The organism is Citrobacter sp. Cf136, assembly GCF_030333815.1.
GTDB lineage: Bacteria > Pseudomonadota > Gammaproteobacteria > Enterobacterales > Enterobacteriaceae > Citrobacter > Citrobacter freundii.
The window spans coordinates 278,618-302,909 of record NZ_JAOWFE010000040.1 but is presented as its reverse complement, the minus strand read 5'-3'; the positions used below and the strand labels follow the sequence as shown (position 1 = coordinate 302,909).

General features: G+C 51.9%; 23 protein-coding genes. 7 read left to right on the top strand and 16 right to left on the bottom strand.

Annotated elements, in window-relative coordinates:
* Positions 1–57: 57 nt before the first annotated feature.
* The 4 genes from yjiA to OGV98_RS20680 form a co-directional block, all read right to left on the bottom strand.
* Positions 58–1,014: a GTPase gene (gene yjiA / locus OGV98_RS20695; protein ID WP_003837219.1), complete on the bottom strand. Its 957-nt coding sequence runs from the start codon at positions 1,012–1,014 to the stop codon at positions 58–60.
* A 12-nt stretch (positions 1,015–1,026) separates the two neighbouring features.
* Positions 1,027–1,221 carry a YbdD/YjiX family protein gene (locus OGV98_RS20690; RefSeq protein ID WP_003830038.1) on the bottom strand — a complete coding sequence of 65 codons (195 nt, stop codon included), beginning with the start codon at positions 1,219–1,221 and terminating at the stop codon, positions 1,027–1,029.
* Positions 1,222–1,331: 110 nt separating this feature from the next.
* A complete protein-coding gene (gene btsT / locus OGV98_RS20685) occupies positions 1,332–3,482 on the bottom strand; it encodes a pyruvate/proton symporter BtsT (RefSeq protein WP_003845609.1) in 2,151 nt (716 codons plus the stop codon).
* Positions 3,483–3,724: 242 nt separating this feature from the next.
* A complete protein-coding gene (locus OGV98_RS20680; protein WP_003845610.1) occupies positions 3,725–4,273 on the bottom strand; it encodes a hypothetical protein in 549 nt (182 codons plus the stop codon).
* A 248-nt stretch (positions 4,274–4,521) separates the two neighbouring features.
* Between OGV98_RS20680 and tsr the strand changes: the two genes are divergently transcribed.
* Complete coding sequence (gene tsr, locus OGV98_RS20675; protein WP_048227144.1) at positions 4,522–6,183, top strand: methyl-accepting chemotaxis protein; 1,662 nt, start codon at positions 4,522–4,524, stop codon at positions 6,181–6,183.
* On the opposite strand, the gene OGV98_RS20670 is transcribed toward tsr, so the two are convergent.
* The 3 genes from OGV98_RS20670 to OGV98_RS20660 form a co-directional block, all read right to left on the bottom strand.
* Positions 6,180–6,695, bottom strand: a complete 516-nt coding sequence (locus OGV98_RS20670) for a GNAT family N-acetyltransferase (protein WP_202580797.1) — start codon at positions 6,693–6,695, stop codon at positions 6,180–6,182. The genes tsr and OGV98_RS20670 overlap by 4 nt on opposite strands.
* Positions 6,696–6,747: 52 nt before the next feature.
* Positions 6,748–8,109 (bottom strand): MFS transporter, encoded by a 1,362-nt coding sequence (locus OGV98_RS20665; protein WP_003845612.1) that lies wholly within the window; start codon positions 8,107–8,109, stop codon positions 6,748–6,750.
* Between the two features lie 212 nt (positions 8,110–8,321).
* Positions 8,322–9,236 carry a GntR family transcriptional regulator gene (locus OGV98_RS20660; RefSeq protein ID WP_003019148.1) on the bottom strand — a complete coding sequence of 305 codons (915 nt, stop codon included), beginning with the start codon at positions 9,234–9,236 and terminating at the stop codon, positions 8,322–8,324.
* A 136-nt stretch (positions 9,237–9,372) separates the two neighbouring features.
* On the opposite strand from OGV98_RS20660, the gene OGV98_RS20655 reads away from it, so the two are divergent.
* Positions 9,373–10,395, top strand: a complete 1,023-nt coding sequence (locus OGV98_RS20655; protein WP_003837229.1) for a zinc-binding alcohol dehydrogenase family protein — start codon at positions 9,373–9,375, stop codon at positions 10,393–10,395.
* Between the two features lie 13 nt (positions 10,396–10,408).
* Entirely contained in the window at positions 10,409–11,854 is a 1,446-nt protein-coding gene (locus OGV98_RS20650; protein WP_202580796.1) for a tagaturonate reductase, read from the top strand.
* Positions 11,855–11,897: 43 nt separating this feature from the next.
* Here OGV98_RS20650 and opgB read toward each other — a convergent pair whose 3' ends face one another.
* The 6 genes from opgB to OGV98_RS20620 form a co-directional block, all read right to left on the bottom strand.
* The gene (opgB, locus tag OGV98_RS20645) at positions 11,898–14,189 is read right to left on the bottom strand and encodes a phosphatidylglycerol--membrane-oligosaccharide glycerophosphotransferase (RefSeq protein WP_138828165.1); all 2,292 of its coding nucleotides are present in this window, start codon (positions 14,187–14,189) and stop codon (positions 11,898–11,900) included.
* Between the two features lie 231 nt (positions 14,190–14,420).
* A complete protein-coding gene (locus OGV98_RS20640; protein WP_003830016.1) occupies positions 14,421–14,912 on the bottom strand; it encodes a YjjA family protein in 492 nt (163 codons plus the stop codon).
* A gap of 70 nt (positions 14,913–14,982) precedes the next feature.
* Positions 14,983–15,720 carry a replicative helicase loader DnaC gene (gene dnaC, locus OGV98_RS20635; protein WP_003019133.1) on the bottom strand — a complete coding sequence of 246 codons (738 nt, stop codon included), beginning with the start codon at positions 15,718–15,720 and terminating at the stop codon, positions 14,983–14,985.
* A 2-nt stretch (positions 15,721–15,722) separates the two neighbouring features.
* Positions 15,723–16,262 carry a primosomal protein DnaT gene (gene dnaT, locus OGV98_RS20630; protein ID WP_003019130.1) on the bottom strand — a complete coding sequence of 180 codons (540 nt, stop codon included), beginning with the start codon at positions 16,260–16,262 and terminating at the stop codon, positions 15,723–15,725.
* 123 nt (positions 16,263–16,385) lie between these two features.
* On the bottom strand, positions 16,386–16,859 hold the full coding sequence (locus OGV98_RS20625) for a threonine/serine exporter (RefSeq protein WP_003019127.1): 474 nt from the start codon (positions 16,857–16,859) through the stop codon (positions 16,386–16,388).
* Complete coding sequence (locus tag OGV98_RS20620) at positions 16,850–17,626, bottom strand: threonine/serine exporter family protein (protein WP_003019122.1); 777 nt, start codon at positions 17,624–17,626, stop codon at positions 16,850–16,852. The genes OGV98_RS20625 and OGV98_RS20620 overlap by 10 nt, the downstream gene beginning before the upstream one ends.
* 462 nt (positions 17,627–18,088) lie before the next feature.
* Between OGV98_RS20620 and OGV98_RS20615 the strand changes: the two genes are divergently transcribed.
* Positions 18,089–18,814, top strand: a complete 726-nt coding sequence (locus OGV98_RS20615) for a helix-turn-helix transcriptional regulator (RefSeq protein ID WP_003837239.1) — start codon at positions 18,089–18,091, stop codon at positions 18,812–18,814.
* On the top strand, positions 18,775–19,452 hold the full coding sequence (bglJ, locus tag OGV98_RS20610) for a DNA-binding transcriptional activator BglJ (protein WP_048997871.1): 678 nt from the start codon (positions 18,775–18,777) through the stop codon (positions 19,450–19,452). The genes OGV98_RS20615 and bglJ overlap by 40 nt, the downstream gene beginning before the upstream one ends.
* 57 nt (positions 19,453–19,509) lie before the next feature.
* Here the strand turns inward: bglJ and OGV98_RS20605 are convergent, their stop codons facing one another.
* Complete coding sequence (locus OGV98_RS20605; protein ID WP_003019114.1) at positions 19,510–19,968, bottom strand: YbaK/EbsC family protein; 459 nt, start codon at positions 19,966–19,968, stop codon at positions 19,510–19,512.
* A 366-nt stretch (positions 19,969–20,334) separates the two neighbouring features.
* Between OGV98_RS20605 and OGV98_RS20600 the strand changes: the two genes are divergently transcribed.
* Positions 20,335–21,678, top strand: coding sequence for a PTS sugar transporter subunit IIC (locus OGV98_RS20600; protein WP_164563149.1), 1,344 nt, complete (start codon positions 20,335–20,337; stop codon positions 21,676–21,678).
* A 29-nt stretch (positions 21,679–21,707) separates the two neighbouring features.
* On the opposite strand, the gene fhuF is transcribed toward OGV98_RS20600, so the two are convergent.
* Both fhuF and OGV98_RS20590 read right to left on the bottom strand, forming a co-directional pair.
* The gene (gene fhuF / locus OGV98_RS20595) at positions 21,708–22,496 is read right to left on the bottom strand and encodes a siderophore-iron reductase FhuF (protein ID WP_003837247.1); all 789 of its coding nucleotides are present in this window, start codon (positions 22,494–22,496) and stop codon (positions 21,708–21,710) included.
* A 108-nt stretch (positions 22,497–22,604) separates the two neighbouring features.
* Positions 22,605–23,681, bottom strand: coding sequence for a GGDEF domain-containing protein (locus OGV98_RS20590; protein WP_003845616.1), 1,077 nt, complete (start codon positions 23,679–23,681; stop codon positions 22,605–22,607).
* A gap of 255 nt (positions 23,682–23,936) precedes the next feature.
* On the opposite strand from OGV98_RS20590, the gene OGV98_RS20585 reads away from it, so the two are divergent.
* Positions 23,937–24,173, top strand: a complete 237-nt coding sequence (locus OGV98_RS20585; RefSeq protein WP_003845617.1) for a DUF1435 domain-containing protein — start codon at positions 23,937–23,939, stop codon at positions 24,171–24,173.
* Positions 24,174–24,292: the final 119 nt, after the last annotated feature.

Genomic DNA, 24,292 nt, shown 5'->3' with positions numbered 1-24,292 from the left:
GGAATGAAAACTGCCAGTGCCGGACGGCGGCTGCGCCTTATCCGGCCTACAAAACATCTACTTCTTCAACCCCGCAAACGCGGCTCTGATCTCGTCTTCCGGCAGATTAATACCGATAAACACCAGTTGGCTGTACGGTTGTTCGTCGCCCCACGGGCGGTCCCAGTCGGCGCTGTACAGGCGCTGGACGCCCTGGAACAGTAGGCGATTTGGCTCGCCTTCAATCCACAGCATACCTTTGTAGCGCAGCAGCTTCTCAGCGGATTCCAGCAGCAGATTTTCCATCACTCGGGACACGTCGCTGATGTTCACCGGGTAATCCAGCTCGACGACGATCGAGGAGATATCGTTTTGCTTGTCGGCGATAAAGTGGAAGCGCGGTTTGGCGCTGACCACGTTTTCTTCCAGCATGAAACCGTTGGTGTCGAACAGCAGGGATAGGTCGATATCGCCATGCGTGACGGTATACACCGGGGCGCGGGCGTTGATGCGCGCCAGGCGCTCACGCAGTTTTTCGCTTTCACCTGCTACGTCGGTTTTGGTCAGCAGGATGCGGTCGGCGTAGCCTACCTGCGACTGGGCAATGGTGAACTGGTTCATCTGCTCGTCGGCATGCACCGCGTCAACCAGCGCAATCACACCGTCCAGCAGGTAGCGTTCGCAAATTACTTCATGGGAGAAAAAGGTCTGAATAATCGGGCCGGGATCGGCCATGCCGGTGCATTCGATCACCAGACGGTCGAAATTGATGGTGCCTTTGTCGAGGTTGTCGAGCAGATCGAGCAACGCGTCTTCCAGTTCGCTCGAACGGGTGCAGCAGATGCAGCCGTTGGTCAGGGTTTTGATCTGTGTTGCGCGATCGCCAATCAGCTGATCGTCTACCGAGACTTCGCCGAATTCGTTTTCGATAACGGCAATCTTGTAACCGTGCTGCTCGTTAAGAATATGGCGCAGCAGGGTAGTTTTACCCGCGCCAAGAAAACCGGTGAGTAGGGTAACTGCAATCGGGGTCATTCACTTCTCCTTCTAACAGCAACTGCTTCCGCCGCTACCGTAGCGGGCTTCCTGGCGCTCGCGGAAGAATTCTTCGTAGGTCATGTACGGCTTATCGGGATGGTTGGTCTTCATGTGCTCGACGTAGTTGTCGTAGTCCGGAATGCCAATCAGCATCTTTGCCGCCTGACCGAGATATTTTTTTGCCTGACCTAAAGTACCAAACATTCTGCCGTCCTGTTAATGAATAAAGCCGGATGGCGGCTTGCGCCTTATCCGGCCTACATACTGCACATTTTGTAGGCCGGATGAGCGCAGCGCCATCCGGCAATTACGGCTTAATGATGTGAAGAGGTTTTCACGCCGCCTTCCGGCACCGGTACATACGGTGTCTCTTTATCAGAGCGACCGTTGATGGTACGGGCTTTCTGCCAGGTACGGAACCCGTAGAAAATGATGCTGTACACCACCACCAGGAACAGAATACTCAGGCCTGCGTTGGTGTAGTTGTTGATGACGATATGGTTCATATTGGCAATCTGCTGTGCGGTGAGTTCGCCGCCGTTAGCAATCTTCTCTTTGTACTGATTCGCCATGAAGAAGAAGCCTTCCATCTGCGGGTTGGTGCTGAACAGTTTCAGACCCAGCGCCCAGGTGGTGCAGATAAGCAGCCATACTGCCGGAACCACGGTAACCCAGATGTATTTGGTGCGTTGCATTTTAACCAGCACCACGGTGCCGAGAACCAGCGCCACGGCAGCCAGCATCTGGTTAGAGATACCGAACAGCGGCCACAGGCTCTTAACGCCGCCCAGCGGGTCAACAACACCTTGATACAGCAGGTAACCCCACAGGCCTACGCAGCCCGCAGTACCAATGATACCCGCAACCAGAGAGTCGGTTTTCTTCAGGAACGGAACGAAGTTACCCAGTAAATCTTGCAGCATAAAGCGGCCAGAACGGGTACCGGCGTCCAGTGCGGTCAGGATGAACAGCGCTTCGAACAGGATACCGAAGTGGTACCAGAAGCCCATGTCAGCCATCGGCAGCACTTTATGGAACACGTGGGCGATACCAACGGCCAGCGTCGGTGCGCCACCTGCGCGGTTCAGAACAGACGGCTCGCCGATGTCTTTCGCGGTTTGCAGGATCTGCTCAGGCGAAATCACAAAGCCCCAGGAGCTGACGGTTGCCGCTGCGTGTGCGGTAACGTCTTTCAACTGCGCCATAATCAGCGGGGCGTTCTCACCGCTCATTTCATGCAGGTTCGGCATGGTGATGCCAAGGCCAGCAGGCGGGGTGTTCATTGCGAAGTACAGACCCGGTTCGATGATGGACGCAGCAACCAGCGCCATAATCGCCACGAAGGATTCCATCAGCATCGCGCCGTAACCAATGAAACGCGCGTCGGTTTCACAGGCCAGCAGCTTCGGTGTAGTACCGGAAGCGATCAGCGCGTGGAAGCCAGATACCGCACCACACGCGATGGTGATGAACAGGAACGGGAACAGAGCGCCTTTCCACAGCGGGCCAGTACCATCAACGTACTGGGTCATCGCCGGCATTTTCAGTTCCGGGTTGAGAATAACAATCCCCACCGCCAGACCGACGATAACGCCGATTTTCAGGAAGGTAGCCAGATAGTCGCGCGGGGCAAGGATCAGCCATACCGGCAGCAGCGCGGAGATAAACGCGTAACCGATCAGGGTGAAGGTAATGGTGGTGTCTTTAAAGGTCAGCGCCGGGCCCCAGTACGGGTCGTGCGCAATCACGCCGCCGAAGTAGATGGAGGCAACCAGCAACACAATACCAATCACCGACACTTCGCCCACGCGTCCTGGGCGCAGGAATCGCATGTAGATCCCCATGAACAGCGCGATAGGTACGGTTGAGCAGACGGTGAACACACCCCACGGGCTTTCAGCCAGTGCTTTCACCACGATCAACGCCAGTACCGCGAGGATGATGATCATGATTAAGAAGCAGCCGAACAGCGCAATGGTTCCCGGCACCGGGCCCATCTCTTCTTTGATCATCTCACCCAGAGATGCGCCGTTACGGCGAGAAGAGATAAACAGCACCATGAAGTCCTGTACCGCACCGGCCAACACTACGCCCGCCAGCAGCCACAGCGTACCAGGCAGGTAGCCCATCTGCGCGGCCAGTACCGGCCCAACCAGCGGACCTGCACCTGCGATAGCAGCAAAGTGGTGACCAAACAAGACGTTACGGTTGGTTGGAACGTAGTTCAGACCGTCATTATTGATGACCGCCGGCGTGGCGCGCGTCGGGTCAAGTTTCATCACCTTTTGGGCGATGTACAAACTGTAGTAACGATAAGCCACCAGATAAACAGAAACTGAGGCGACCACGATCCACAGGGCACTGATGTGCTCACCCCGACGTAATGCCACTACCGAGAGGCAGAATGCACCGATGATTCCGAGAATCACCCAGGGTATGTGCTTGAATATCTTTTTCGTATCCATAGTAAAACCTGGTATCTAATTAATAATTGGCCGAAGCCGCGTGGGTTTGATCTTGTGTTTGAGGAGGTTATTTGACTGCTATGTTGGGGGGATCTTGCCAGAGAATTATGCGCGTAAAGTAAGGTAAATAAGTGAGCGGTTGTATGTCAGCTTAAGCGGTCCCAAGTGTCAGCGAGCGGTTTTAATATGGGGGGTAGACCGGTAATTATGTGATTAAAATCACATAATTACCGGTATGAGGTTCACGCGACGGGAGTGGACGCCTGTATTTGAGTGGCTATAAGGTAGAGGTAGTAGGCGAAAATGGCGATAACCACGGTATAAAAGGTACATCGTTCAGTTTTGCCAACCGCGTTTTTACTCATGTGGCTCAGGAAGTCAAATAGGGCCCATATCACGATCAACATCGCAGAAAAATATAGGCCGACTCCCGCCATGCGAAATTCGCTATAGGGAAGCATTGCCAGCGTAAGCCCGAAAAGTGTACCAAACGTGGCTGCGGTAATGGATTTTCCCAATTCATTGAATTTAAATAAAAATCTTTCATAGATAAAAGCAGATTTTTCTTTTTTTGAATCGAATACACCACATAGCCTGAGTAAAATTACAGTAAATAACGCATCTATAATGAGCAGAAACATGATGCTTTTAGGTGCGATGCTCTCCATTAAGATGCCTGAAATCTCCGGGATAAGGAGCTTTGGCACTATGGGGGTCATTAATCCTAAAATGCCTCCCAGCAGTAAGAAGGGAGCAGCATTAGATAATAAATCGAAAAATTTCTTTTTCACAGAGGGACTTCCTTGTTTTAGAGGCGGGTGACAGGACTTCCATTGGTAATCGAAGTGCGTATAAATGAAAAGCCCTCTGAAAAGGTGGGGAAGCCACTACGGCAACTTTTGCGTGGTATGTGCCGAGTGTGTTTGCTGCTTTTTTCAGCGAGAGATATTGCCAGAACACCGGCTTTTCGAACGATATCCATAAAGTTTTCCCTTTCCAGGCCGAAAATTCTGACATCTGTCTAGCGGAAAGAGAAAACATGTTAAAACGTATGAAGATTGTTACCAGCTTACTGCTGGTATTGGCGCTGTTTGGCCTTTTACAGCTCGCCTCGGGCGGCTTGTTTTTTAACTCACTTAAGAATGACAAAGAGAACTTTACCGTTCTGCAAACCATTCGCCAGCAACAGTCTGCGCTGAACGCTACCTGGGTTGAGCTGCTGCAAACGCGTAACACCCTGAACCGGGCGGGCATTCGCTACATGATGGATCAGAGCAATATCGGCAGCGGCGCGACCGTTGCCGAGCTGATGCAGGTGGCGAGTACGGCGCTGAAGCTGACGGAAAAAAACTGGGCGATTTACGAGTCGCTCCCGCGCGATCCGCGCCAAAGCGAAGCCGCTTTCCAGGAGATCAACCGCACCTATGACATCTATCACGGTGCGCTGGCGGAGCTGATCCAGTTACTGGGTGACGGGAAGATCAACGCGTTCTTTGATCAACCGACGCAGAGCTATCAGGATGGCTTTGAGAAGCAGTATATGAGTTACATGCAGCAGAACGATCGCCTGTATGACATCGCGGTGGAAGATAACAACAGTTCTTACAGCCAGGCGATGTGGGTGCTGATCTGCGTGCTGATTACCGTACTGGCGGCGATTATTGCGGTGTGGTTTGGTATCAAACTGACCCTTATCTCCCCAATGAACCGTCTGATTGACAGCATTCGTCATATCGCCAGTGGCGATCTGGTGAAGCGCATTGAAGTGGAAGGTTCCAACGAGATTGGGCAACTGGCGGAAAGCCTGCGTCACATGCAGGGTGAGCTGATGAATACCGTGGGTGACGTGCGTAACGGCGCCAACGCGATTTACAGCGGGGCCAGCGAGATTGCGATGGGCAATAACGATCTCTCCTCCCGTACCGAACAGCAGGCGGCCTCTCTGGAAGAAACCGCAGCCAGCATGGAACAGCTGACGGCAACCGTGAAGCAGAACGCCGAAAACGCGCGTCAGGCCAGCCATCTGGCGCTGAGTGCGTCGGAAACCGCGCAGAAAGGCGGCAAAGTGGTGGACAACGTGGTGCAAACCATGCGTGATATCGCTTCCAGTTCGCAGAAGATCGCCGACATTATTAGCGTCATCGACGGCATTGCCTTCCAGACCAATATTCTGGCACTCAACGCCGCGGTAGAAGCCGCACGTGCGGGCGAGCAGGGCCGTGGATTTGCGGTGGTTGCGGGTGAAGTGCGTAACCTGGCCCAGCGTAGTGCGCAGGCCGCGCGCGAGATTAAGAGCCTGATTGAAGACTCGGTCAGCCGTGTGGATGTTGGTTCAACGCTGGTTGAAAGCGCCGGTGAAACCATGGATGAGATCGTCAATGCGGTAACCCGCGTGACCGATATCATGGGTGAAATCGCCTCTGCTTCTGATGAACAGAGCCGCGGTATTGATCAGGTTGGTCTGGCCGTTGCCGAGATGGATCGTGTGACGCAGCAGAACGCCTCGCTTGTGGAAGAATCCGCCGCTGCCGCTGCCGCGCTGGAAGAGCAGGCCAGCCGCCTGACTCAGGCCGTTGCCGTGTTCCGTATTCAGCATGACCAGCAACGCGCACGTGACGTTGCCGCGGCTAAGCCGGTGTCAACGGTCCAGCCGCGTAAAGCTGCGGTAACGGATGCCGGGGATAACTGGGAAACGTTCTAAGTAAGCATCAGGCGCATGGCGCAGCGTGATTCATACGCCAGGCCATGCGCCGCTTCCTCTTCTCTTTTCTGGCGCAGTAATACAGGAAGCGTCTCATCAGCCAGTAGCTCAAAACCCAGTCGCGCGTACAATGGCGCATTCCACGGCACATCGCGGAAGGTGGTCAGCGTGAGCGACGTATAACCTTTCGCACGCGCCTGCCCGGCAACATAGCTAAGCAATCTGCGGCCAATGCCTTTTCCCTGCCACGCCTGATGCAGCGACAGTTCCGCAATAAACAGCGATGAATCCAGCGTTTCGGCGACTAAAAAGCCGACCGGATGCTCATCGGCCAGCACCAGCCAGCTCAAGCCAGTGGCGGCAAATGCCTGATGCTGAGCAGCCGATATAATCTGGTCATCAGCAATCCACGCCAGTTCCGGGATCTGTAAAAAACGTTGCCCCGCAGATCGTTCGATGGCGGGAAGAGCGGCTGTATCTGCCAGAGTAGTGGCGCGTAAGGTGATGTTCATACGAGGAGCATAACATGCCCGATAAGCACGGTGTTATCGGGCATCTGGAGGATTAATCTTTACGTGGATCGCTAATGGGCTGGCGAACCAGGAAGATGTAGGCAAGGGCCCCCACCATGGTGACGCAGCCGCAGATGATCAGCGCCAGGCGGAAAGAGTTGGTGGTATCAACAATAAATCCGGTGACGATCGGCGCAAACGACGCGCAGATAAAGCTGGCAAAGTTCTGGATACTGCCCACGGAAGCGGTCATGCGTGAGGCGACGGCGACGTGGATCAGGCCCCAGCACGAGGTACCGGCGAAGTGGATACAGAACAACGCCATACCGATCAGTAACACGGCGGCCATTGACGTTGTGGCCTGCGGCACAACGAAGGTGAAGGCTGCAGAGCAGAACATCCCGGCGATTATACAAATCTTACGGCTCTTAATCGGCGCCATACCGCCCTTCACCAGCCAGTCGGTGACAAAACCGTTAATCAACATGCCGGCTGCGCCAAACAGGAACGGGATCGCCGCCATTAATCCGGTGCTTTTTAAATCCAGGTTGTAGGAGGTTTGCAGGTAGCCCGGCAGCCAGGCCAGGTATAACCATGCGGTATAGTTGATGCCGCTAAAGCCCAGCATCATGCCCCACATGGTACGGTTGCGAAACAGGCTGCGCCATTCGGCAAAGCTCAGCGGATCGCGGCGGGCATTGACGCTACCAGCGTTCAGGTACGCTTGTTCCGTGGCGCTCAGCTCAATTTGCTCGCGGTTGCGATACAGCATGTACCAGCCGATGGCGAGGAAAATACCCAGCACGCCAATGGTGATGAACATCCAGCGCCAGCCCATTACCAGCATCATGGCAGCCAGAATCGGCGGGCTAATGGCAACCCCGATGGTGGAGGCGGCGTTGAATAATCCCATCGGGCGGCCGCGCTCTTTGATGTTAAACCAGTCGTTGATGACCTTTACGCCGCACGGGTTCATTGGCGCTTCGCCGATCCCCATCCCGATACGAACCAACACAAACTGGGTGAAGCTGTGTACCATGCCGGACATCGCCTGAAACAGCGACCAGAAGAACATCCCCAGCCCCAGCATAATGCGCGGACCTTTGCGATCCAGCAGCGGGCCGCAGGGCAATTGCGCAATACCATAAGCGAGAGAAAATACCGACAGCAGCACGCCGATTTGCGTGGCGCTCAGCCCCAGTTCTTCACGAATCGTTAAGTTGGCGACCGACAGAGAACTGCGGTCGAGGTAATTAATAACCGCAGCAAAAAATAATAAAATCATTGCCGTGGTCTGAATACGTTTTATTCGGCTACTGCGTTGCACCATGCCCTCAGGCGGAACATTAATATCCGCAGATGATGACGTGCCAAACGAAGAACTCGGGTCGAGGGTAATATTATTTTTTTCCACGCCGGACTCCTGAACCTCAATAATTTATTTTTCACACAGCAGGACTGTGCAGTATTGAAAAAATACCGGTGATGAATCAATTTGCTCATCACCGCTCACAAAAGTTTTAATGCAGTCGACTTAGCGTGAGCATAGGCAAGAGGTATTTTTCAGGCGTTTTTATTTTTATAAAATCGTGCTCCCGGTAATGATTTGCTGTTTTTTATCGGTACTTAATGGGCGGCGCTATGACTCTGGTTGATGGAACGAATCATTGATTGTTTGGCTGAATTCAAATGGTTACAAAGCGCCAGGGTGGCATCCAGGTCGCTGCGGCAGATCAGCGCGCTGAGGATGGTCATATGCTCATCGATGGCAATGATGTTGCGTTGTTTGAGGTCGCTCTCATCCCACTGATAGTGGAAGTGGAAAATCACGGAGATGATTTCAAGTGATTGATTGAAAAATATATTATCGGCAGCAGAGAGCAGCAAGGCATGAAACTCACGGTCTAACTGCGAGAACATACGAAAGCTGCTGCCGATGCTGTCGCGCAGGATCCGGTGGCGTTCCAGCAGCGTTTTCGCCTGCAGCCAGCGTGGGTCATCGTCGGGCAGATTGAGAAAATGCTGCAGGGAATGGGTTTCCAGCATTTCTCTGAGTTCAAACAGCTGCTCCGCATAGGCCTGATCGAACTGCTTCATGCTCCACTGACCGCGTTTTTCGTTTTTGATCAGGTTGTAACGTTCGAATTTTAAAAGATATTCCCGTACGACTACCGGACTGACGCCCGCGGCTCTGGCAAGCTGCAGTTCGGAGAAGCTCTCGCCTGCACGCAGCTGGCGCTGGTTGATCATGGTGAAAAAAGCCTGCTCAAAAATCCGGTTTTGCTCGGTCATGGAGGCGGTGGTGCAGGCAAAACCGTCGTCATGGTCGGGTTTACGCACGATAACATAGTGGCTGCCGACCTGGGTCAGCACGCCGCACTCGCCTAAGTGGCTCAGCATATGACGCACGGTGGTGCGGCTGATGTTGTACATCTCCGCTAGTGCGCTTTGCGACGGGAGAGGGGAAGGGATATGACCACGCGCCATATCATCGATAATCTGGTTAATCACATTGTGGCGTAAGTTCTGCGAACGGCTCATGGCTTCTCCTTTTTATCTATTAAAACCCGATTTAAAACATTTTTATGCGCTGGGATTCACAGATTGTGTTTCTGCTTTCTCCGTCTTTTTTATTTTCGTTGATATCTGAGGCAACAAAAAACAGGAGAGCAGAATCATGTCTACGATGAATACGTTGATTTGCCAGGAACCTAAAAAATTAGTCTGGAAAGAACGCGAAATACCTATTCCGGGTGAGAGCGAAGCATTAATAAAAATTAAATCGGTAGGGATTTGTGGTACCGATATTCATGCCTGGGGTGGCAATCAACCTTTTTTCAGCTACCCACGTGTATTAGGGCATGAAATATGTGGGGAAATTGTCGGGCTGGGTAAGAATATACAGAATCTGAAAAATGGTCAGCAGGTGGCGGTTATTCCTTACGTGGCCTGCCAGCAGTGTCCGGCATGCCTGAGCGGGCGCACCAACTGCTGCGAGAAGATTTCAGTAATTGGCGTGCACCAGGATGGCGGTTTCAGTGAATATTTGTCCGTTCCGGTGACCAACCTGCTGGATGCGCAGGGGATTGACCCGCAGGCGGCGGCGCTGATTGAGCCTTATGCCATCAGCGCGCATGCGGTACGCCGGGCGGCGGTGGCGCCGGGTGAGCAGGTGCTGGTGGTCGGCGCTGGTCCGATTGGCCTGGGGGCTGCAGCGATTGCCAAAGCCGATGGCGCACAGGTGGTGGTCGCCGATACCAGTCCCGCACGCCGAGACCATGTGGTTTCCCGCCTGGGACTTCCGGTTATCGACCCATCCGCTGAAGATTTTGATGCGCAGCTGCGCGCTCAGTTTGGCGGTTCGCTGGCGCAAAAGGTCATTGATGCCACGGGGAATCAACATGCGATGAATAACACGGTGAATTTGATTCGTCATGGCGGCAGCATCGTTTTCGTTGGGTTGTTTAAAGGCGATTTGCAGTTCTCTGACCCTGAGTTCCACAAGAAAGAGACCACCATGATGGGCAGTCGCAACGCCACGCCGGAAGATTTCGCCAAAGTGGGCCGCCTGATGTCGGAAGGCAAATTGACCGCCGACATGATGCTTACGCACCGTTACGCGTTTGCCACACTGGCTGAAATCTACGAGCGGGATGTGATCAACAACCGTGAACTGATTAAAGGCGTGATCACGTTCTGAGAGGGAAAACAGGATGAAAACATTGAATCGACGTGATTTTCCGGGAGCCAGCTACCCAACGCGTGTGATCCAGTTTGGAGAAGGTAACTTTCTGCGGGCGTTTGTCGACTGGCAACTGGATATCCTCAACGAGCATACCGATCTGAACGCTGGCGTGACCATCGTTCGGCCAATTAATACCGATTTCCCGCCGTCGCTGAATACCCAGGACGGGCTGTATACCACGCTTATTCGCGGGCTAAACGAGCAGGGTGAGGCGGTGAGTGAGGCGCGGCTTATCCGGTCGGTGAATAACGAAATCAACCCGTACCAGGATTTCGCGGCGTATCTGACGCTGGCGCACAATGCGGATATCCGTTTTGTGTTTTCAAATACTACCGAAGCCGGAATTAGCTATCACGCGGCAGACTGTGTGGATGATGCGCCGCCGGTGAGCTTTCCGGCCAAACTGACGCGCCTGCTGATGGAGCGCTTTAACCACTTTGAGGGCGCGGTGGATAAGGGCTGGGTAATTATTCCGTGCGAGCTTATCGACTATAACGGTGAGGCGCTCAAAACCCTGGTGCTGCGGTATGCGCAGGAGTGGCAGCTTCCTCCGGCATTTGCCGACTGGGTGGAGACGGCAAACACGTTCTGTTCCACGCTGGTTGACCGTATTGTCACCGGCTACCCGCGCGAAGAAGCCGCTGCGCTGGAGGCTACACTTGGCTATCACGATGCGTTTCTCGATACCGCGGAGCATTTTTACCTGTTTGTGATCCAGGGGCCGCAGTGGCTGGCAGAGGAGCTGAAGCTGGCGCAGTGTCCGCTGAATATCCGTGTAGTGAGCGATATCAAACCGTACAAAGAGCGCAAAGTCGCTATTCTCAATGGCGCGCATACGGCGCTGGTGCCGGTGGCGTGGCTGTGCGGGTTGGAGACCGTTGGCGAGGCGATGCAGGATGCTGATATCCGCCGCTTTGTCGAGCGGGCGATTAGTGAGGAGATTATTCCGGTGTTGGATCTCCCGGCGGACGAACTGCGAGAATTTGCCGACGCGGTGAGCGGGCGTTTTCAGAACCCCTACATTCGCCACCAGTTGCTTTCCATTGCGCTTAACGGAATGACTAAATTCCGCACCCGAATTTTGCCGCAGCTGTTGGCGGGTGAGCAAAATGGACGCTGGCCAGTGCGGTTAACGTTTGCCCTCGCTGCGCTGCTGGCGTTTTATCGCGCAGAGCGTAACGGGGAACGCTATCCGATACAGGATGATGAGCAGTGGGTAAGACTCTATGCCAGCCTGTGGCCGCGAGTTGGCAATGATTTAACGCTGCGTGAACTGGTGGATGCAGTGCTTGGCGATGCGGCGCACTGGGGAGAGGATTTGACGTTGTTACCTGGGCTTGCCGGGCAGGTGACGGCCAACCTGGAGATGATTCTGGTGCAGGGTATGCGCCAGGCGGTGAACGGTCTGGAATAAGGTTGCCATGCAGCGCCCGGTGTGGTGTTGGGCGCTGTTTTTTTTATCCCTGAGCAGCCACTATTTTGATTTCAACCATCCCGATCCCCAGCTTACGCGGCGAGTGACCGAGAATATTGCCCTCGTTGGTGGCGACCGGATCGGGTGGAACAATAACCAGCGTATCGGCGTCCGCCGGGTTATCAAAATGTAAGGTGGTGGTGGTGACGTCATGGCCTAACACCAGCGTCTGTTCCTCGTTGCCAACGCGCACGGGAATAGGGCGATTAGCGTTGTCGCCGAAGGCTTTCGCGGTAATGACCAGATCGAATTTCTTCGGTAGCGGGGCTTTGTACTCAATCGTTACTTCTTCGCTGAGCTGCGCATTGGACCAGCGTCCCCAGGATTCGGGGCGTGAAATACCGCTAAATTGTTTCACCTCTTCCGGCGCGCCCGCCACGTTGAAAACGAAGCTATCTGCTTTGTAGCGAATGTCGTTATCGACAATTTTCAGCGTATCGACGTTACCTTTGTAGCGCTCCATGTCGATCACCGTATCTTTAAATACGGTTTTACTTTTCCATTTGGCTTTGTCGACGTGCTGCACAATTTGCTGCCCGCCTAACTGACCCTGTGAAACGCACCAGTCGGTAGAAAGCGCCAGCTCCGGCGCCCACAGTTGCGCCATTTTGTAGCAGCGATCGACCCAGACAAAGTTATCGCGCGGGGCGAAATCCGCCAGCTGGAAGCGCAGCGGGGCCGAGTATTCGCTTTCCGGCAGCGGCTCTACGCGTTTGTCCGATACACGCAGCAGCAATGGCAGGCGGAAATGGCTGCCGGAGAAGGAGATCATATTTTTGTCCTGGTCGACGGTGAACTCTTTCATCTCTTTCGGGAAATTCCACAGACGAATGATATCGGGCTTCCACGCCAGCATTTTTTCTTTAATGTTCAGGAATACTTCCGACACGGATTCGCTAGACAAGCTGCTACGGCCAAGACCGATAAAGTTATCGCCGCCGAGAATATCCAGTACCGTTGCGCCGTTATCCATCGTATTACGTTTTACCGCCAGCGTGTCCTGTTGCGGTTGGTCGCCGCGCAGCACGAAGAACAGGTTGTTACGATCCTGCTTGTTCAGATACTTCCATGCGGTGTTGTTCATCGCCAGATGATCGGAAGAAACCACGATAACGGTATCTTTAAACCACGGTGATGCTTTGATTTTATTGATAAATTCGGCAATGTTTTCCTGGCTGCAGCTGACCGCGCTGAACGACTGGTTGGCCTTCCCGTCGATGTCATAACGTTTACGGTTGCAGCTACGTGAGATAAATCCATCCGGATGATGGGTGTCCACGGTCAGGGTAAACAGTGAAAAACGCTGGCCCGAGCGCGAAAGCTCTTCGAATTTTTTCCATGCTTCGTCCAGCACGGTATCGTCGTAGAAGCCCCAGTCGTTACGATAGGCCGGGTCCGCCACCACGCTTTTTAACTCTTCCGCACCGTACAGATGGTCAAAGCCGTGAGATTTCAGGAACACGTCTTTGCCGGCAAAGCGCAGGTTGGCACCCTGCACAAAGTAGTTCTGATAGCCGGAGTTTTTCAGGATATCGCCCAGACAGATATTGTTAGGGAAGAAACTTGAGACCGACGCCGAGGCGTTGCCTTCAAATGGCGCAAACAGCGGAATACCGCACTGGGAGGCGACCATGCCAGCGATGGTGTAATCAGTACCCGGTAGTTGCATGGTATTGCTGAAATCCAGACCTTCATTTTTTAACGCGCCGAGTTCCGGGGTCAGCTCCGGGAACGCGTCATTATTAAAATAGGTGCGCTCGAGGCTCTCGCCGTAGATATACACCAGGTTCAGCTTCGGGTTGGGAATGGTTTTCGATGGCTCTTTATAATACGTCGGGAAATCCGGATCGCCATCGCGCGACTGCGACTTCACCAGTTCGGTTATCTGGTGAAACGCCGGGCTTGCGTCAACGGAGGCCAGCGCCAGCAGCAGGGCCAGCAGACTGTAACCCACATGATGCGGGTGATGGCGACGGCGGCGCAGGATCCAGCCGAGCGCGACAAAAACCGTCGTCAGCGCCAGCGCGATGCCGACCCCCGGCAAAATATATTTTCCAATCCCCGCGCCGGTCAGACTGTTGGTCAGCGTGTAGAGTACCGCGTCATTGATCCCGTCGCCGGTGAAATAGTCACTGGCGTACAGCGTGATATTCAGAACAATAAAAATCCCCAGCACCGATAACGTGGCGGCAAACCACCAGGTGTTGCGACCCGCTTTCCAGGCGTAAATCAGCACTGAAGCGAGAAACAGAGTGATGGAGATTAATTCTGACAACGGTCGATCCTCAGTAAACCGGGCACATGCCTGGCAGGCTAATCATTAGGGGGAAAGCACAATGTAATAGCGTTGTTACATTGCTGCAATTGTAGTGACATTAAATTACGTTGTTATTCAGAATTGGTTTAGATATGCGCGTTTTTGTGGGGAATTACTATTTATTTGAAATGTGAATGCATTGACGGAAATAAATAGATGCCGCGCAGGTTATACGCGGCGTGTCGTGCGTCAGGAAATGAAGTTCATGCCCTGTTTTAACACCAGATCGCAGGCCTTGGTTTTAACCTGTTTCGCCAGCGAGCTGTTGCCAATCGTGTTCAGGTCCAGCTGTTGACCATCTTTGGCGTTGAGCAGACCCTGAATCCCGTCCATATAGTTGGTGTCTTGCTTCTGCTCAGGAGCACTGAGCCCCAGTTTATCCAGCACTTGGTTTTTGACGTTTTGCGTGTCGGTGACCGAGGCCAGCTTCTGTTTCGCGCAATATTCCAGGATCCCGGCGGCGTTATTCATGCTGCTGGAGGTCAACGACTGATTGCTGCCATTCAGCAGGCTGGTCAGGGAAGAGAGCGACGAGCTGCTTTGCGAGCCGGAGCTTTGTTTGCTTAGCTCACTGGCTGCGCTGGAGAGCGAATCCTGCCAGGAGGCGGCAAAAACGCTGGTGGAGATGAGCGTGCTGGCGGCAAGCGCACAGCACAGCAGACGTTTGGTAGTTTTCATCATTATATGCAACTCGTGTTATGCCTTTTCAGCGCAGTATAGCGCTGGCAGTCTTAGGAGTGGTCCTAATACGTTAATACTCTTTACCGGTGACCCGACTACGGTAGCTTTCCCAGTTAAAAATGACCCACAGACTGTTGCCAAGGCGCATACGATCCATCACGCGCTCGCCCAACAGCTTGTTCATTTCATCCATATTGCTGTTAGTTAACATGCCGGTCGGACGTTTTGAGGATGAACGGCGATCGACAATTTGATTAATAATCACTTTTTCATAGCGGGATTCGGTCTGCATGCCGATCTCGTCGATCACCAGCAGATCCACATTGCTCAGATCGTTGAGTAGCTGTTCTTCGCTGGTTTCACGATTGCTGAACGTTTCTTTCATCGCCGACATGATATCGGCCACGGTAATGATCAGTACCGACTTGCCGCGCAATAGCAGTTCGTTGCAGATGGCGGCGGCCAGATGGTTTTTGCCGGTGCCGGGTTTGCCGGAGAAGATAAAGCTGGCGATGTTGCCGTCAAACTCTTCAACGTATTGGCGGGCTTTGCTCAGGGCGTTCATCTGACCTTCGCACTCTACCCGATAGTTTTCGAACGAACAGTTCTGATGCAGCGGACGGATACCGGATCGGTTGAATGTGCGCTGCATTTTCATGGCCCGGTTTTCGCGGGCCAGCGCTGCGGCACGAATTTCACCTTGCTCTTTTTGCCATGCCAGCAGCTCCTCGCCCGTTTTAAAGGCGGGCTCGACATTAGGTGGCATCATTTTTTGCAGACGTTTCATCAGGTCGCCAACGTTTTTCATCGTTATCCTCTAAAACCCGGTGGAATGTGGCTGTCAGGTTCACTGACGCTGTTCACATCGCGCTTTGGCATTCCGCCATTGCTGGCCCGTCCAATCTGAATGCTGCGCGCCAGTTTTTGCTGCCACTGAATATGGTGAAAGACTTTGCCTTCAGCCTGCCAGTAGGCAACAAATGAGGCCAGTTCTTCAGCAGTAACCGGCTCTCGCAACGCTACGCCCCATAAAGCGGCCTGACGCTGAAAGTCGGCATCAGGCTGCCAGGCCGCGTACATCGCAAATTTCCCCATTGGCACGGCAACGGGAGCGGTTTGCGGCTCTTCATAAAATTGATCATCCAATGTCACATCGCTTCCCGGGCGTGACAGTTTCTCCTCAAGCGCCAAAAGCTCAGCCAGTCTCGCAGGCGTCACCGCGTAAAACGCTGGTGCATTGTTAGCGAATACGGCTACGGCGCCACCCGCAGACTTGGCCAGCACAGCGTGGTGATCGTGTAGTAAGGCGTCAATGCTCGTGACGTCTGGCGTCAAAATTTTGCAGGGCATAATGTTTCTCAATACTGAACAACAACCGAGAAGGGGACTGCTTTTATAGTAACACAGAGAAGAAGGAGAGCAGCAGGTGAGGGGAGATTCCCCTCTCTGCACGGTATTAAAGAAAGTACACCGTTAAACGCGTGGACGTTTGCGATACAGCCATAATCCTGGCACGGACAGACCGATGGAGAGCGCACCGACAATCGATGAGGCTTTCAGGAAGTTGGTCAGTAGGGTAATCATCAGCACTTCGCTGTAACCGAAATGGCCGATTTTTACTGCTGAGATCATGGCGGTGTAGGCGGAGATCCCGGGAAACATGGGGATCACTGCCGCGACGGTGAAGACTTTCGGATGCGCCAGATACCAGCGCGACCACTGGATCCCAATGCAGCCGACCAGCAGCGACGCCATAAATGTTGACCATTCAATATTAAACCCTGCGGTCATCATCACCATTCGTGAGCCGTGACCGAGTGCGCCGAGTAATGCGCACCATGGGAGCGCCCGATGGGGGACATTGAATACCATGGCAAAGCCAAGCGCCGGGATCGCCGACAGGATCATATCCTGCATCAGCGCCAGTATGAAATCGATCACGCCCATCCGCGCAGCCCCCATAAGGTCATCGACACGATCACGCCAATACAGGTCGCCAACGTAAGCAGACTGGCAATAGCCCAGCGAGCGAGTCCGGTATTAATGTGTCCCTTAAACATATCCGCGACGGAGTTGATCAACGGAAAGCCCGGAACCAGCAGTAGCACGCTGGCGGCCATAGCGATAGTCGGAGTATTGCTAAAGGTCGGCAACGTCAGCAGCAAACCTGAAATGGTGGTCGCCACAAAGGCGGTGATGCAAAAATTTATTTGCGGATGTAAATGCCGGGATGCCAGTATCTGGCGGATATACATCGCCACCATGCTGGCAAAAAAGGTGATCACCGCACCATCCCATCCGCCGTTATTGAGTTTACAAAAACAGGCGCAGGATAAACCGACCATCAGGGCGACCAGCCATCTTGGATAGCGCAGTGGTTTAATCTGGCTAAAGCGTTTCTCTACGCCTTTAACATCCAGCAGTTTATGTTCCGCCAAAATGACAATGTGCTGCACTTCCGTCACGACGTGCATATTAATGCCGCGATCCTGATTTTTTCGCGTTGATGTCAGGCATTGCCCGTCTTTAATGGTGGTCAGGACGATAGCGTTAGAGGAGATAGCGCTTTCTACACTATCCATGCCAAGCGCCAGCCCGAGGCGGGTGGATAGCTCGTCAACCAGCGCGCTTTCTGCCCCATGCTGAAGTAAAAAAAGACCGCATTGAATACATAACCGTGTAACCGTTCGCTGTGACGACTGCTCTGTTTGCATGGTTCGCTCTGACTGATAAGGATCTCTTTGAGTGACGAATGTTTACTTTTATCATGAAGCATGAGCCCGCTGGCTCTGGCTAAGATCAATCTTTGTGTCGAAAAAAGACACCGACGATACGGTTATGGCATATTAACACTCCCCACTCGCCGAGGTATGAGAGGGCGCATGACTGTAATGTAGCGTTATTTACCCGGATGGCAAATACATAAGCCATGCTAACGATCTATTGTAGTTATTTTAATTTTACAAATAACGTATTTATGCGTAATCATGTAATAATAGCTTGACAGTTTGGCTTTATCTGGATTGTAGTGCCAATACTTTTATTTTAATAAACGCCAAGGATAAGCAATTCACCCCGTTTATTGTTCGGAGTATTTTCCCGTGAATTAATGGCTATTAATTTATTCGGGAGAACTGAATTAAGTACGATTACGGACTGGTGAGTGTGGAGGGGATATGTTGCAAGGACGCTGCAAAAACGCAATTATTATTAGTAAATCGCCGATTATACAGACCGGGCTTAAAGGTATAATACAGGCGCAGTTTGCCGATTACGAACTTACATACTGTTGTTCTGTTGAAGAACTAACATTATTACAACTACGGTACGCTGATTTGGTGATTGCTGATTTAACTGGAGACTGCAATTATCCTCGTTCAGTCTGCGAACAATATTATTCTTTATTATCTCAATACCGTGATATTCACTGGGTCTTTCTCGTCTCTCGTATTTTCTATCCTTTGGCTATTGAGCTACTGATGTGTCCTGTCAGTTCGCTGCTCTCTGATGCAGAGCCGATAGAAAGTTTAGTGAGCGTCATTCACGCAGGAAATGCGCGAGCAGAAAGAATAAGTAAGACACTACTTTCTCCACCTGCTATGCCGCAATTGTTAGATCATAGCGCGCGCTCAATAGTCCTCACTCTCTCTGAAAGGAAAGTGCTGCGCCTCCTTGGGAAAGGCTGGGGAATTAATCAGATTGCGATGTTGCTGAAGAAAAGCAATAAAACAATCAGTGCCCAAAAGAATAGCGCTATGCGTCGCTTGTCGATAAATAGCAATGCAGAAATGTATGCCTGGATAAATAGTTCTCAAGGATCGCGAGAACTTAATTTACCTTCAGTTTATGGAGAAACCACGGAATGGAAAGCAGAATCATCAAAAGAAACGTTGCACTGGTAGAAAAGTGTACAATGAGCAGTGTAGGTATTAATAGTTTATTTAATACCATGCCAGATGACCAATATAAACTTCATCTCTTTTCTAGCCAGCCCACTTTTAGTCAGGCAATGTTAAAGATGTCGTTTTCGGCAGTTATTTTTTCTCTCTCTGCAATCAGAAGCGATCGCAGAGCTGGGTTGGCCTATTTAACGGAACTGGCGATAAATTTTCCACGGATTCGCCGCGTGGTGATTGCCGATGATGACGCTGAAGCGCGTTTAATTGGCTCCTTGTCCCCCTTGCCGCTGGATGGCGTTGTGAGTAAAGCTTCTTCGTTAACGGTGCTACAGGACGCTTTATTAACGGCGTTAAGCAGCCCAAGCCGAGGAACCGAAAGCACGAAAAACCATTGGTATATTAATCAAAGCCGCATGCTCAGTCCGACAGAACGAGAAATACTGCGCTTTATGTCAAATGGCTATTCGATGCCACAGATTGCCGCTCAGCTTGAACGGAACATTAAAACCATTCGGGCACACAAATTTAATGTGATGTCCAAACTGGGAGTAAGCTCAGATGCCGGGTTACTGGATGCTGCCGATATCCTGCTGTACCTGCGTGCTGGCGAGCCAGCGCCTTTTATGCAGGCGGCTTCGTGACAGGCAACGTTGACGTGCTTTGTGCCGGGTTTGGTCGCCGATTTGGCGCGTGAAGCATTACTGACACACGTCAACCCAGGTGGCAGAAGTCAGTTCAGCCATCCTCTCAGGCGTGATGCGAACCGCGCTGTGGATGGCACCTGCGGCAGGCAACACTTCAGCGTAGTGCTTCAGAGAAACATCACAGTACACTGAAATCGGTGTTTCTAATCCGAAGGGGCAAACGCCGCCAACGGGATGCCCCGTCGCGCTCACGACCTCATCGCTACTCAACATACGGGCTTTGGCACCGAACGTACTCTTTAGCTTTTTATTATCCAGTCGGGCATCACCTTTTGCCACGACCAGGATGATGTCGTTCTTCACCTTTAGCGAAAGTGTTTTCGCTATCTGGCCAGGTTCAACGTTATGGGCTTTTGCTGCCAGATCAACGGTTGCTGTGCTCTGATCTAATTCGATAATCTCAATATCTGGTGCATGTTGCGCCAGGAATTGACGTACTGATTGCAAACTCATTCTTCTCTCCCTATCGCTTACAGATAACCCTGCACAGCAGAAAACATGCAGGATGTAATTTGTCATAGGGGCAACCGCACTGTAAATATTTTATTGTAACAATATAGCAACATTAGCAGTTTTTCGATCGTCTTCACAATCAAAGAAACCGGTTACAGTAACCGGTTGCAGAATGCTGAAATGACGATTAATACTGAAGTTGTCACTTCCTCTGTATCACATAATAAGAGCCATCTATGAAACTTAACTCGAATAGCGGTAGTGCTGGTGTTCCCCCCGGCACGGTTGCGAAAAGTGGTAATGGGATTTACGTGGTGGTGTTGATGCCAACACGGTTGCAAGGTTTTGCACAACGGGAGAACGGCTATGTCTACTAACCATGCTGTCTTTAACGTGATTTTCCGCTTTGTTGAAAACTATGTTAGCCCTGTTGCCGGGCGCATCTCTTCACAACGTCATGTCATGGCTATTCGTGACGGTTTTATTTCGGCGATGCCTTTTATGATTGTAGGCTCTTTTCTGCTGGTTTTTGCCTATCCGCCATTTTCTCCGGATACCACCTGGGGATTCGCCCGTGCGTGGCTGGATTTGGCAAAACAGTTTGAAGGCCAAATCCTCACACCGTTTGATATGACGATGGGGATCATGTCGGTCTACATATGTGCGGCTATTGCTTATAACCTGGGCAAGCACTATGTGAAGTCGCATCAGTTAGATCCGTTTATGTGTGCGATGCTATCAATCATGGCTTTTTTGCTGATTGCCGCGCCAAAAACCAAAGGCACGATGCCGGTTGATAGTCTGGGAGGAACGGGGATTTTCACCGCCATCCTGGTAGCCATTTACTGCGTTGAAATGATGCGCTTCCTGAAGGCGCACAACATTGGCATCCGTTTACCCGATCAGGTGCCGCCGATGATCAAAAACTCTTTCGATCTGCTGATCCCGGTGCTGGTGGTGGTGCTAACGCTGTACCCGCTAAGCCTGGTGATACAGTCGCAGTTTGACATGCTGATCCCGCAGGCCATTATGGCCATTTTCAAACCACTGGTGTCGGCTGCAGATTCTCTCCCGGCGATCCTGCTGGCGGTATTGATCGGCCATCTGCTGTGGTTTGCCGGTATTCACGGCGCGGCTATTGTGTCGGGAATGCTGCAAATGTTCTGGCTCACCAATCTCGGGATGAACCAGTCGGCGCTGGCGCAGGGTGTGCCGTTACCGCATATCTTTATGGAAGCGTTCTGGACGTTCTTCATTGTGGTTGGTGGTTCCGGCGCGACGATGGGGTTGGTGATTTGCTATCTGCGGAGTCGTTCAGCTCATCTACGCTCGATTGGGCGTCTGAGCGTGGTCCCCAGCATTTTTAATATTAACGAACCGGTGATATTTGGTACGCCGATTGTCATGAACCCGGTGTTTTTTATCCCCTTCCTGCTGGCTCCGATGGTGAATGCGGTACTGGCGTGGGCGGCGATGAAACTGGATTTAATTGGGCGGGTAATTTCAGTGGTTCCATGGACGGCCCCGGCACCGGTTGGCGCCGCATGGGCGTTAGGTTGGGATTATCGTGCGGCTATCCTGGTGGTGCTGTTGGCGCTGGTATCGGCCGTTATCTACTTCCCGTTCTTTAAGGTCTACGAAAAGCAGTTATTAGCGCAGGAAAAAGAAGAAGCGCAGCGTATGGAAGAGGAAAACCAGCAGGTTGCATAAATATCTGGCGAGGGGCTACGGCTCCTCGCTTACTTCAGCGTGCAGTCTCCGCATTGCTGAACGTCAGGCAGGCGATAGCGTTGGCAGCAGGTTCTGCGCACTAACAGCCCTTCACGCGGAACAACGGTACGCCATAGAGGATTATCCTGACCGCAGGAAAGTTGTTTCTCAAAAAAGCAGGTCTGGCGCAGCGTGGTCAGCAGTTCTTCACCTAACAACGGCTTCATTTCCGTTAAATACCAGTGAATTAAGTATCCGGTGTTGCTCCAGATAAGCTTTGCGTTGATCTCACCCGTTGCTTCCAGCGCCTGCACAACCGGCGTTAGCGCTGAGAGAATCAGTGTTTCCATGCGTTGTTGAGGAGACAGGGCTGTAGCCAGATGATCCTGATGGACATCGATCCAGAAGCAGGCTGCTCGGCCCGTTTCGTGGAATTCTACGTGCATGTGTTCAGGAGAGACGTCTATAGCCTCTTTTTGCGTCAGCAGGGCCACCATTAACGGAGGCATCATCAGGCCGATATACCATTGCGCCCAAAGAGATATCAGGGGCTTATTTTCGCGGGGCAGCGTGGGCTGGTTGCGATAGATATGGTCTGAATAAACAGCGAGCAATGAACTTAGCGTCGTCGGTTGCGTCCATTCATGCAGCGTCATTGCACCTGGCACAGGCGTTTCGTCAAGACGAATGAAGTCCAGCAAGTGCTCGCGAGTTTTGGCTATCGTTGCGCGTACGGCAGCAGCCAGCGAGGGCATCTCTGAGGGGAGATGGCTACGCCAGATGACATCTTCAACGATCGGTGCGGAACGATAAGCCATGTCGATATAAGGATGTTAATCTTAATGATAATGATTGCTAATCCTATAATTGGTGTTAGGCGATAGCAAGATCTTTGTCGCCATCTCGGGTGGCACCGCACAGAAAGCTCAGGTAGAAGGGCAGTTTACCCGTAGCTCATCGCTGACCAGAGTATTGTTACGCCCAAGATTCTTGGCCTCGTAAAGGGCTTTATCCGCTTTGGCAATAGCAGCATCAATATCCTGTTCGACCAGAGGTGCAATGCCGATACTGACGGTTACGTTGGTTGCCACGCTCTCATTAAACATGTGAGGGATTTTAAGGTCGTACACTTTCTGGCGGATACGTTCGGCGGCAGCCTGGGCCTGCTGTGGATCGACTGCGGTCAGCAAAATCATAAACTCTTCACCGCCAAAACGCGCCACCACATCCCTGGAGCGGACGGAGTCTCGGATGGCGGCAGAAACACGGATCAACGCCTGGTCGCCCATCATATGTCCGTAATGATCGTTATAGGATTTGAAATGGTCGATATCCAGCAGCAGAACGAAGTGTCTCGAATTACTTAGGGCCAACAGCGTATCGAGCCGGTGTTGCAGCCCCCGGCGATTATACAAACCGGTTAGCGGGTCGAGCATGCTGAGCCCGTTCAGGGTTTCTCGTTCTTCCAGCAGTTTGTACATCAGTTGCTGAGCGAACCCATCGTAGCGCTTTTGTATCACATGCTGGATGGCGATACCGGCCATAGGCAGCGCCATAAAATAGAAAATCCGCAAACCATGCTCGCTGCCGTTAAGCCATAAACAAACGGCGACGGAGGGGAGTGAGTGGAGCGTAAACGCGATGATATTATTGGCAAAAGCGATAGAGCCAATAAACAGTACGCTGAGAAGCGCTATTAACAGGAAATAATAATCATTCTGACCTAAAGCATTATATTTCAATAATATGTGTAACGCCCATAACAAGCCAAAAACGATTGAAATAAAAGGGAGATTAATTCTTTTATCTGCGTATTTCCCATGCCATACCAGCAGCAGTGTACTCATCACCAGTATCAGCAACGCCGATACTGATAAGGCTTTGACCGCAAACAGTGGGAAAAAAAGCGTAAACAGCGCGGAGACTGCGTTGAGCAGCAGAAACAGTCGTAAAGAGAGTTGGTATTTTTTGGTGCGCAGAGTTCGCCAGGATTGTACTGTCATAGGTAAATATTGTTAGTTATCTGCAATGTACGAAGGTGTGTTGGTAAATAAAACAAATAACGAACGGGGTATCATTCGCAGAGGTTTTTATTGTTTTTAGTTGAAGAGCTAACCGGTGAGCAATTTATCACCTTGGGTTATTCATGTCATCAATCGTTAAGTAAAACTCATATAATTGATAGTGCTTCACGGCTGACAAATGAGAAGTTTTATCATATGATATTGGTTATCATTATCAGTGTCATAGGTGGAATCATGTTGCAACGTACGCTGGGCAGTGGATGGGGTGTTCTGCTGCCGGGAATGCTGATTGCCGGGATGGCATATAGCGACCTGTCGGTCTACGTATGGAAGGTGATGATTGTATTAGGATTACTACTGACTTCGCTCATGTTGTACCACAAGCGTTTACGGCACTTTGTTTTGTTACCTTCATGCGCGGCGCTGATTGGTGGCATTGTTCTGGTAATAATGAACTGGAATCAGGGATGAACAAAACTAGAGAAGGAAATCGAGAGGGAAATAAGATAATTGGTGCGAGGGGGGGGACTCGAACCCCCACATCCTAAGGACACTAACACCTGAAGCTAGCGCGTCTACCAATTCCGCCA

What these genes read in the sequence shown, in the direction of transcription:
- OGV98_RS20600 (WP_164563149.1), top strand. Translation starts at nt 20,335, where the DNA reads ATGTCTACTAACCATGCTGTCTTTAACGTGATTTTCCGCTTTGTTGAA.
- OGV98_RS20670 (WP_202580797.1), bottom strand. Translation starts at nt 6,695, where the DNA reads ATGAACATCACCTTACGCGCCACTACTCTGGCAGATACAGCCGCTCTT.
- OGV98_RS20590 (WP_003845616.1), bottom strand. Translation starts at nt 23,681, where the DNA reads ATGACAGTACAATCCTGGCGAACTCTGCGCACCAAAAAATACCAACTC.
- dnaC (WP_003019133.1), bottom strand. Translation starts at nt 15,720, where the DNA reads ATGAAAAACGTTGGCGACCTGATGAAACGTCTGCAAAAAATGATGCCA.
- yjiA (WP_003837219.1), bottom strand. Translation starts at nt 1,014, where the DNA reads ATGACCCCGATTGCAGTTACCCTACTCACCGGTTTTCTTGGCGCGGGT.
- fhuF (WP_003837247.1), bottom strand. Translation starts at nt 22,496, where the DNA reads ATGGCTTATCGTTCCGCACCGATCGTTGAAGATGTCATCTGGCGTAGC.
- btsT (WP_003845609.1), bottom strand. Translation starts at nt 3,482, where the DNA reads ATGGATACGAAAAAGATATTCAAGCACATACCCTGGGTGATTCTCGGA.
- tsr (WP_048227144.1), top strand. Translation starts at nt 4,522, where the DNA reads ATGTTAAAACGTATGAAGATTGTTACCAGCTTACTGCTGGTATTGGCG.
- OGV98_RS20690 (WP_003830038.1), bottom strand. Translation starts at nt 1,221, where the DNA reads ATGTTTGGTACTTTAGGTCAGGCAAAAAAATATCTCGGTCAGGCGGCA.
- OGV98_RS20605 (WP_003019114.1), bottom strand. Translation starts at nt 19,968, where the DNA reads ATGAGTTTGCAATCAGTACGTCAATTCCTGGCGCAACATGCACCAGAT.
- OGV98_RS20620 (WP_003019122.1), bottom strand. Translation starts at nt 17,626, where the DNA reads ATGCAAACAGAGCAGTCGTCACAGCGAACGGTTACACGGTTATGTATT.
- OGV98_RS20640 (WP_003830016.1), bottom strand. Translation starts at nt 14,912, where the DNA reads ATGATGAAAACTACCAAACGTCTGCTGTGCTGTGCGCTTGCCGCCAGC.
- OGV98_RS20660 (WP_003019148.1), bottom strand. Translation starts at nt 9,236, where the DNA reads ATGAGCCGTTCGCAGAACTTACGCCACAATGTGATTAACCAGATTATC.
- OGV98_RS20625 (WP_003019127.1), bottom strand. Translation starts at nt 16,859, where the DNA reads ATGGGCGTGATCGATTTCATACTGGCGCTGATGCAGGATATGATCCTG.
- OGV98_RS20585 (WP_003845617.1), top strand. Translation starts at nt 23,937, where the DNA reads ATGTTGCAACGTACGCTGGGCAGTGGATGGGGTGTTCTGCTGCCGGGA.
- bglJ (WP_048997871.1), top strand. Translation starts at nt 18,775, where the DNA reads ATGGAAAGCAGAATCATCAAAAGAAACGTTGCACTGGTAGAAAAGTGT.
- OGV98_RS20650 (WP_202580796.1), top strand. Translation starts at nt 10,409, where the DNA reads ATGAAAACATTGAATCGACGTGATTTTCCGGGAGCCAGCTACCCAACG.
- dnaT (WP_003019130.1), bottom strand. Translation starts at nt 16,262, where the DNA reads ATGCCCTGCAAAATTTTGACGCCAGACGTCACGAGCATTGACGCCTTA.
- OGV98_RS20655 (WP_003837229.1), top strand. Translation starts at nt 9,373, where the DNA reads ATGTCTACGATGAATACGTTGATTTGCCAGGAACCTAAAAAATTAGTC.
- OGV98_RS20615 (WP_003837239.1), top strand. Translation starts at nt 18,089, where the DNA reads ATGTTGCAAGGACGCTGCAAAAACGCAATTATTATTAGTAAATCGCCG.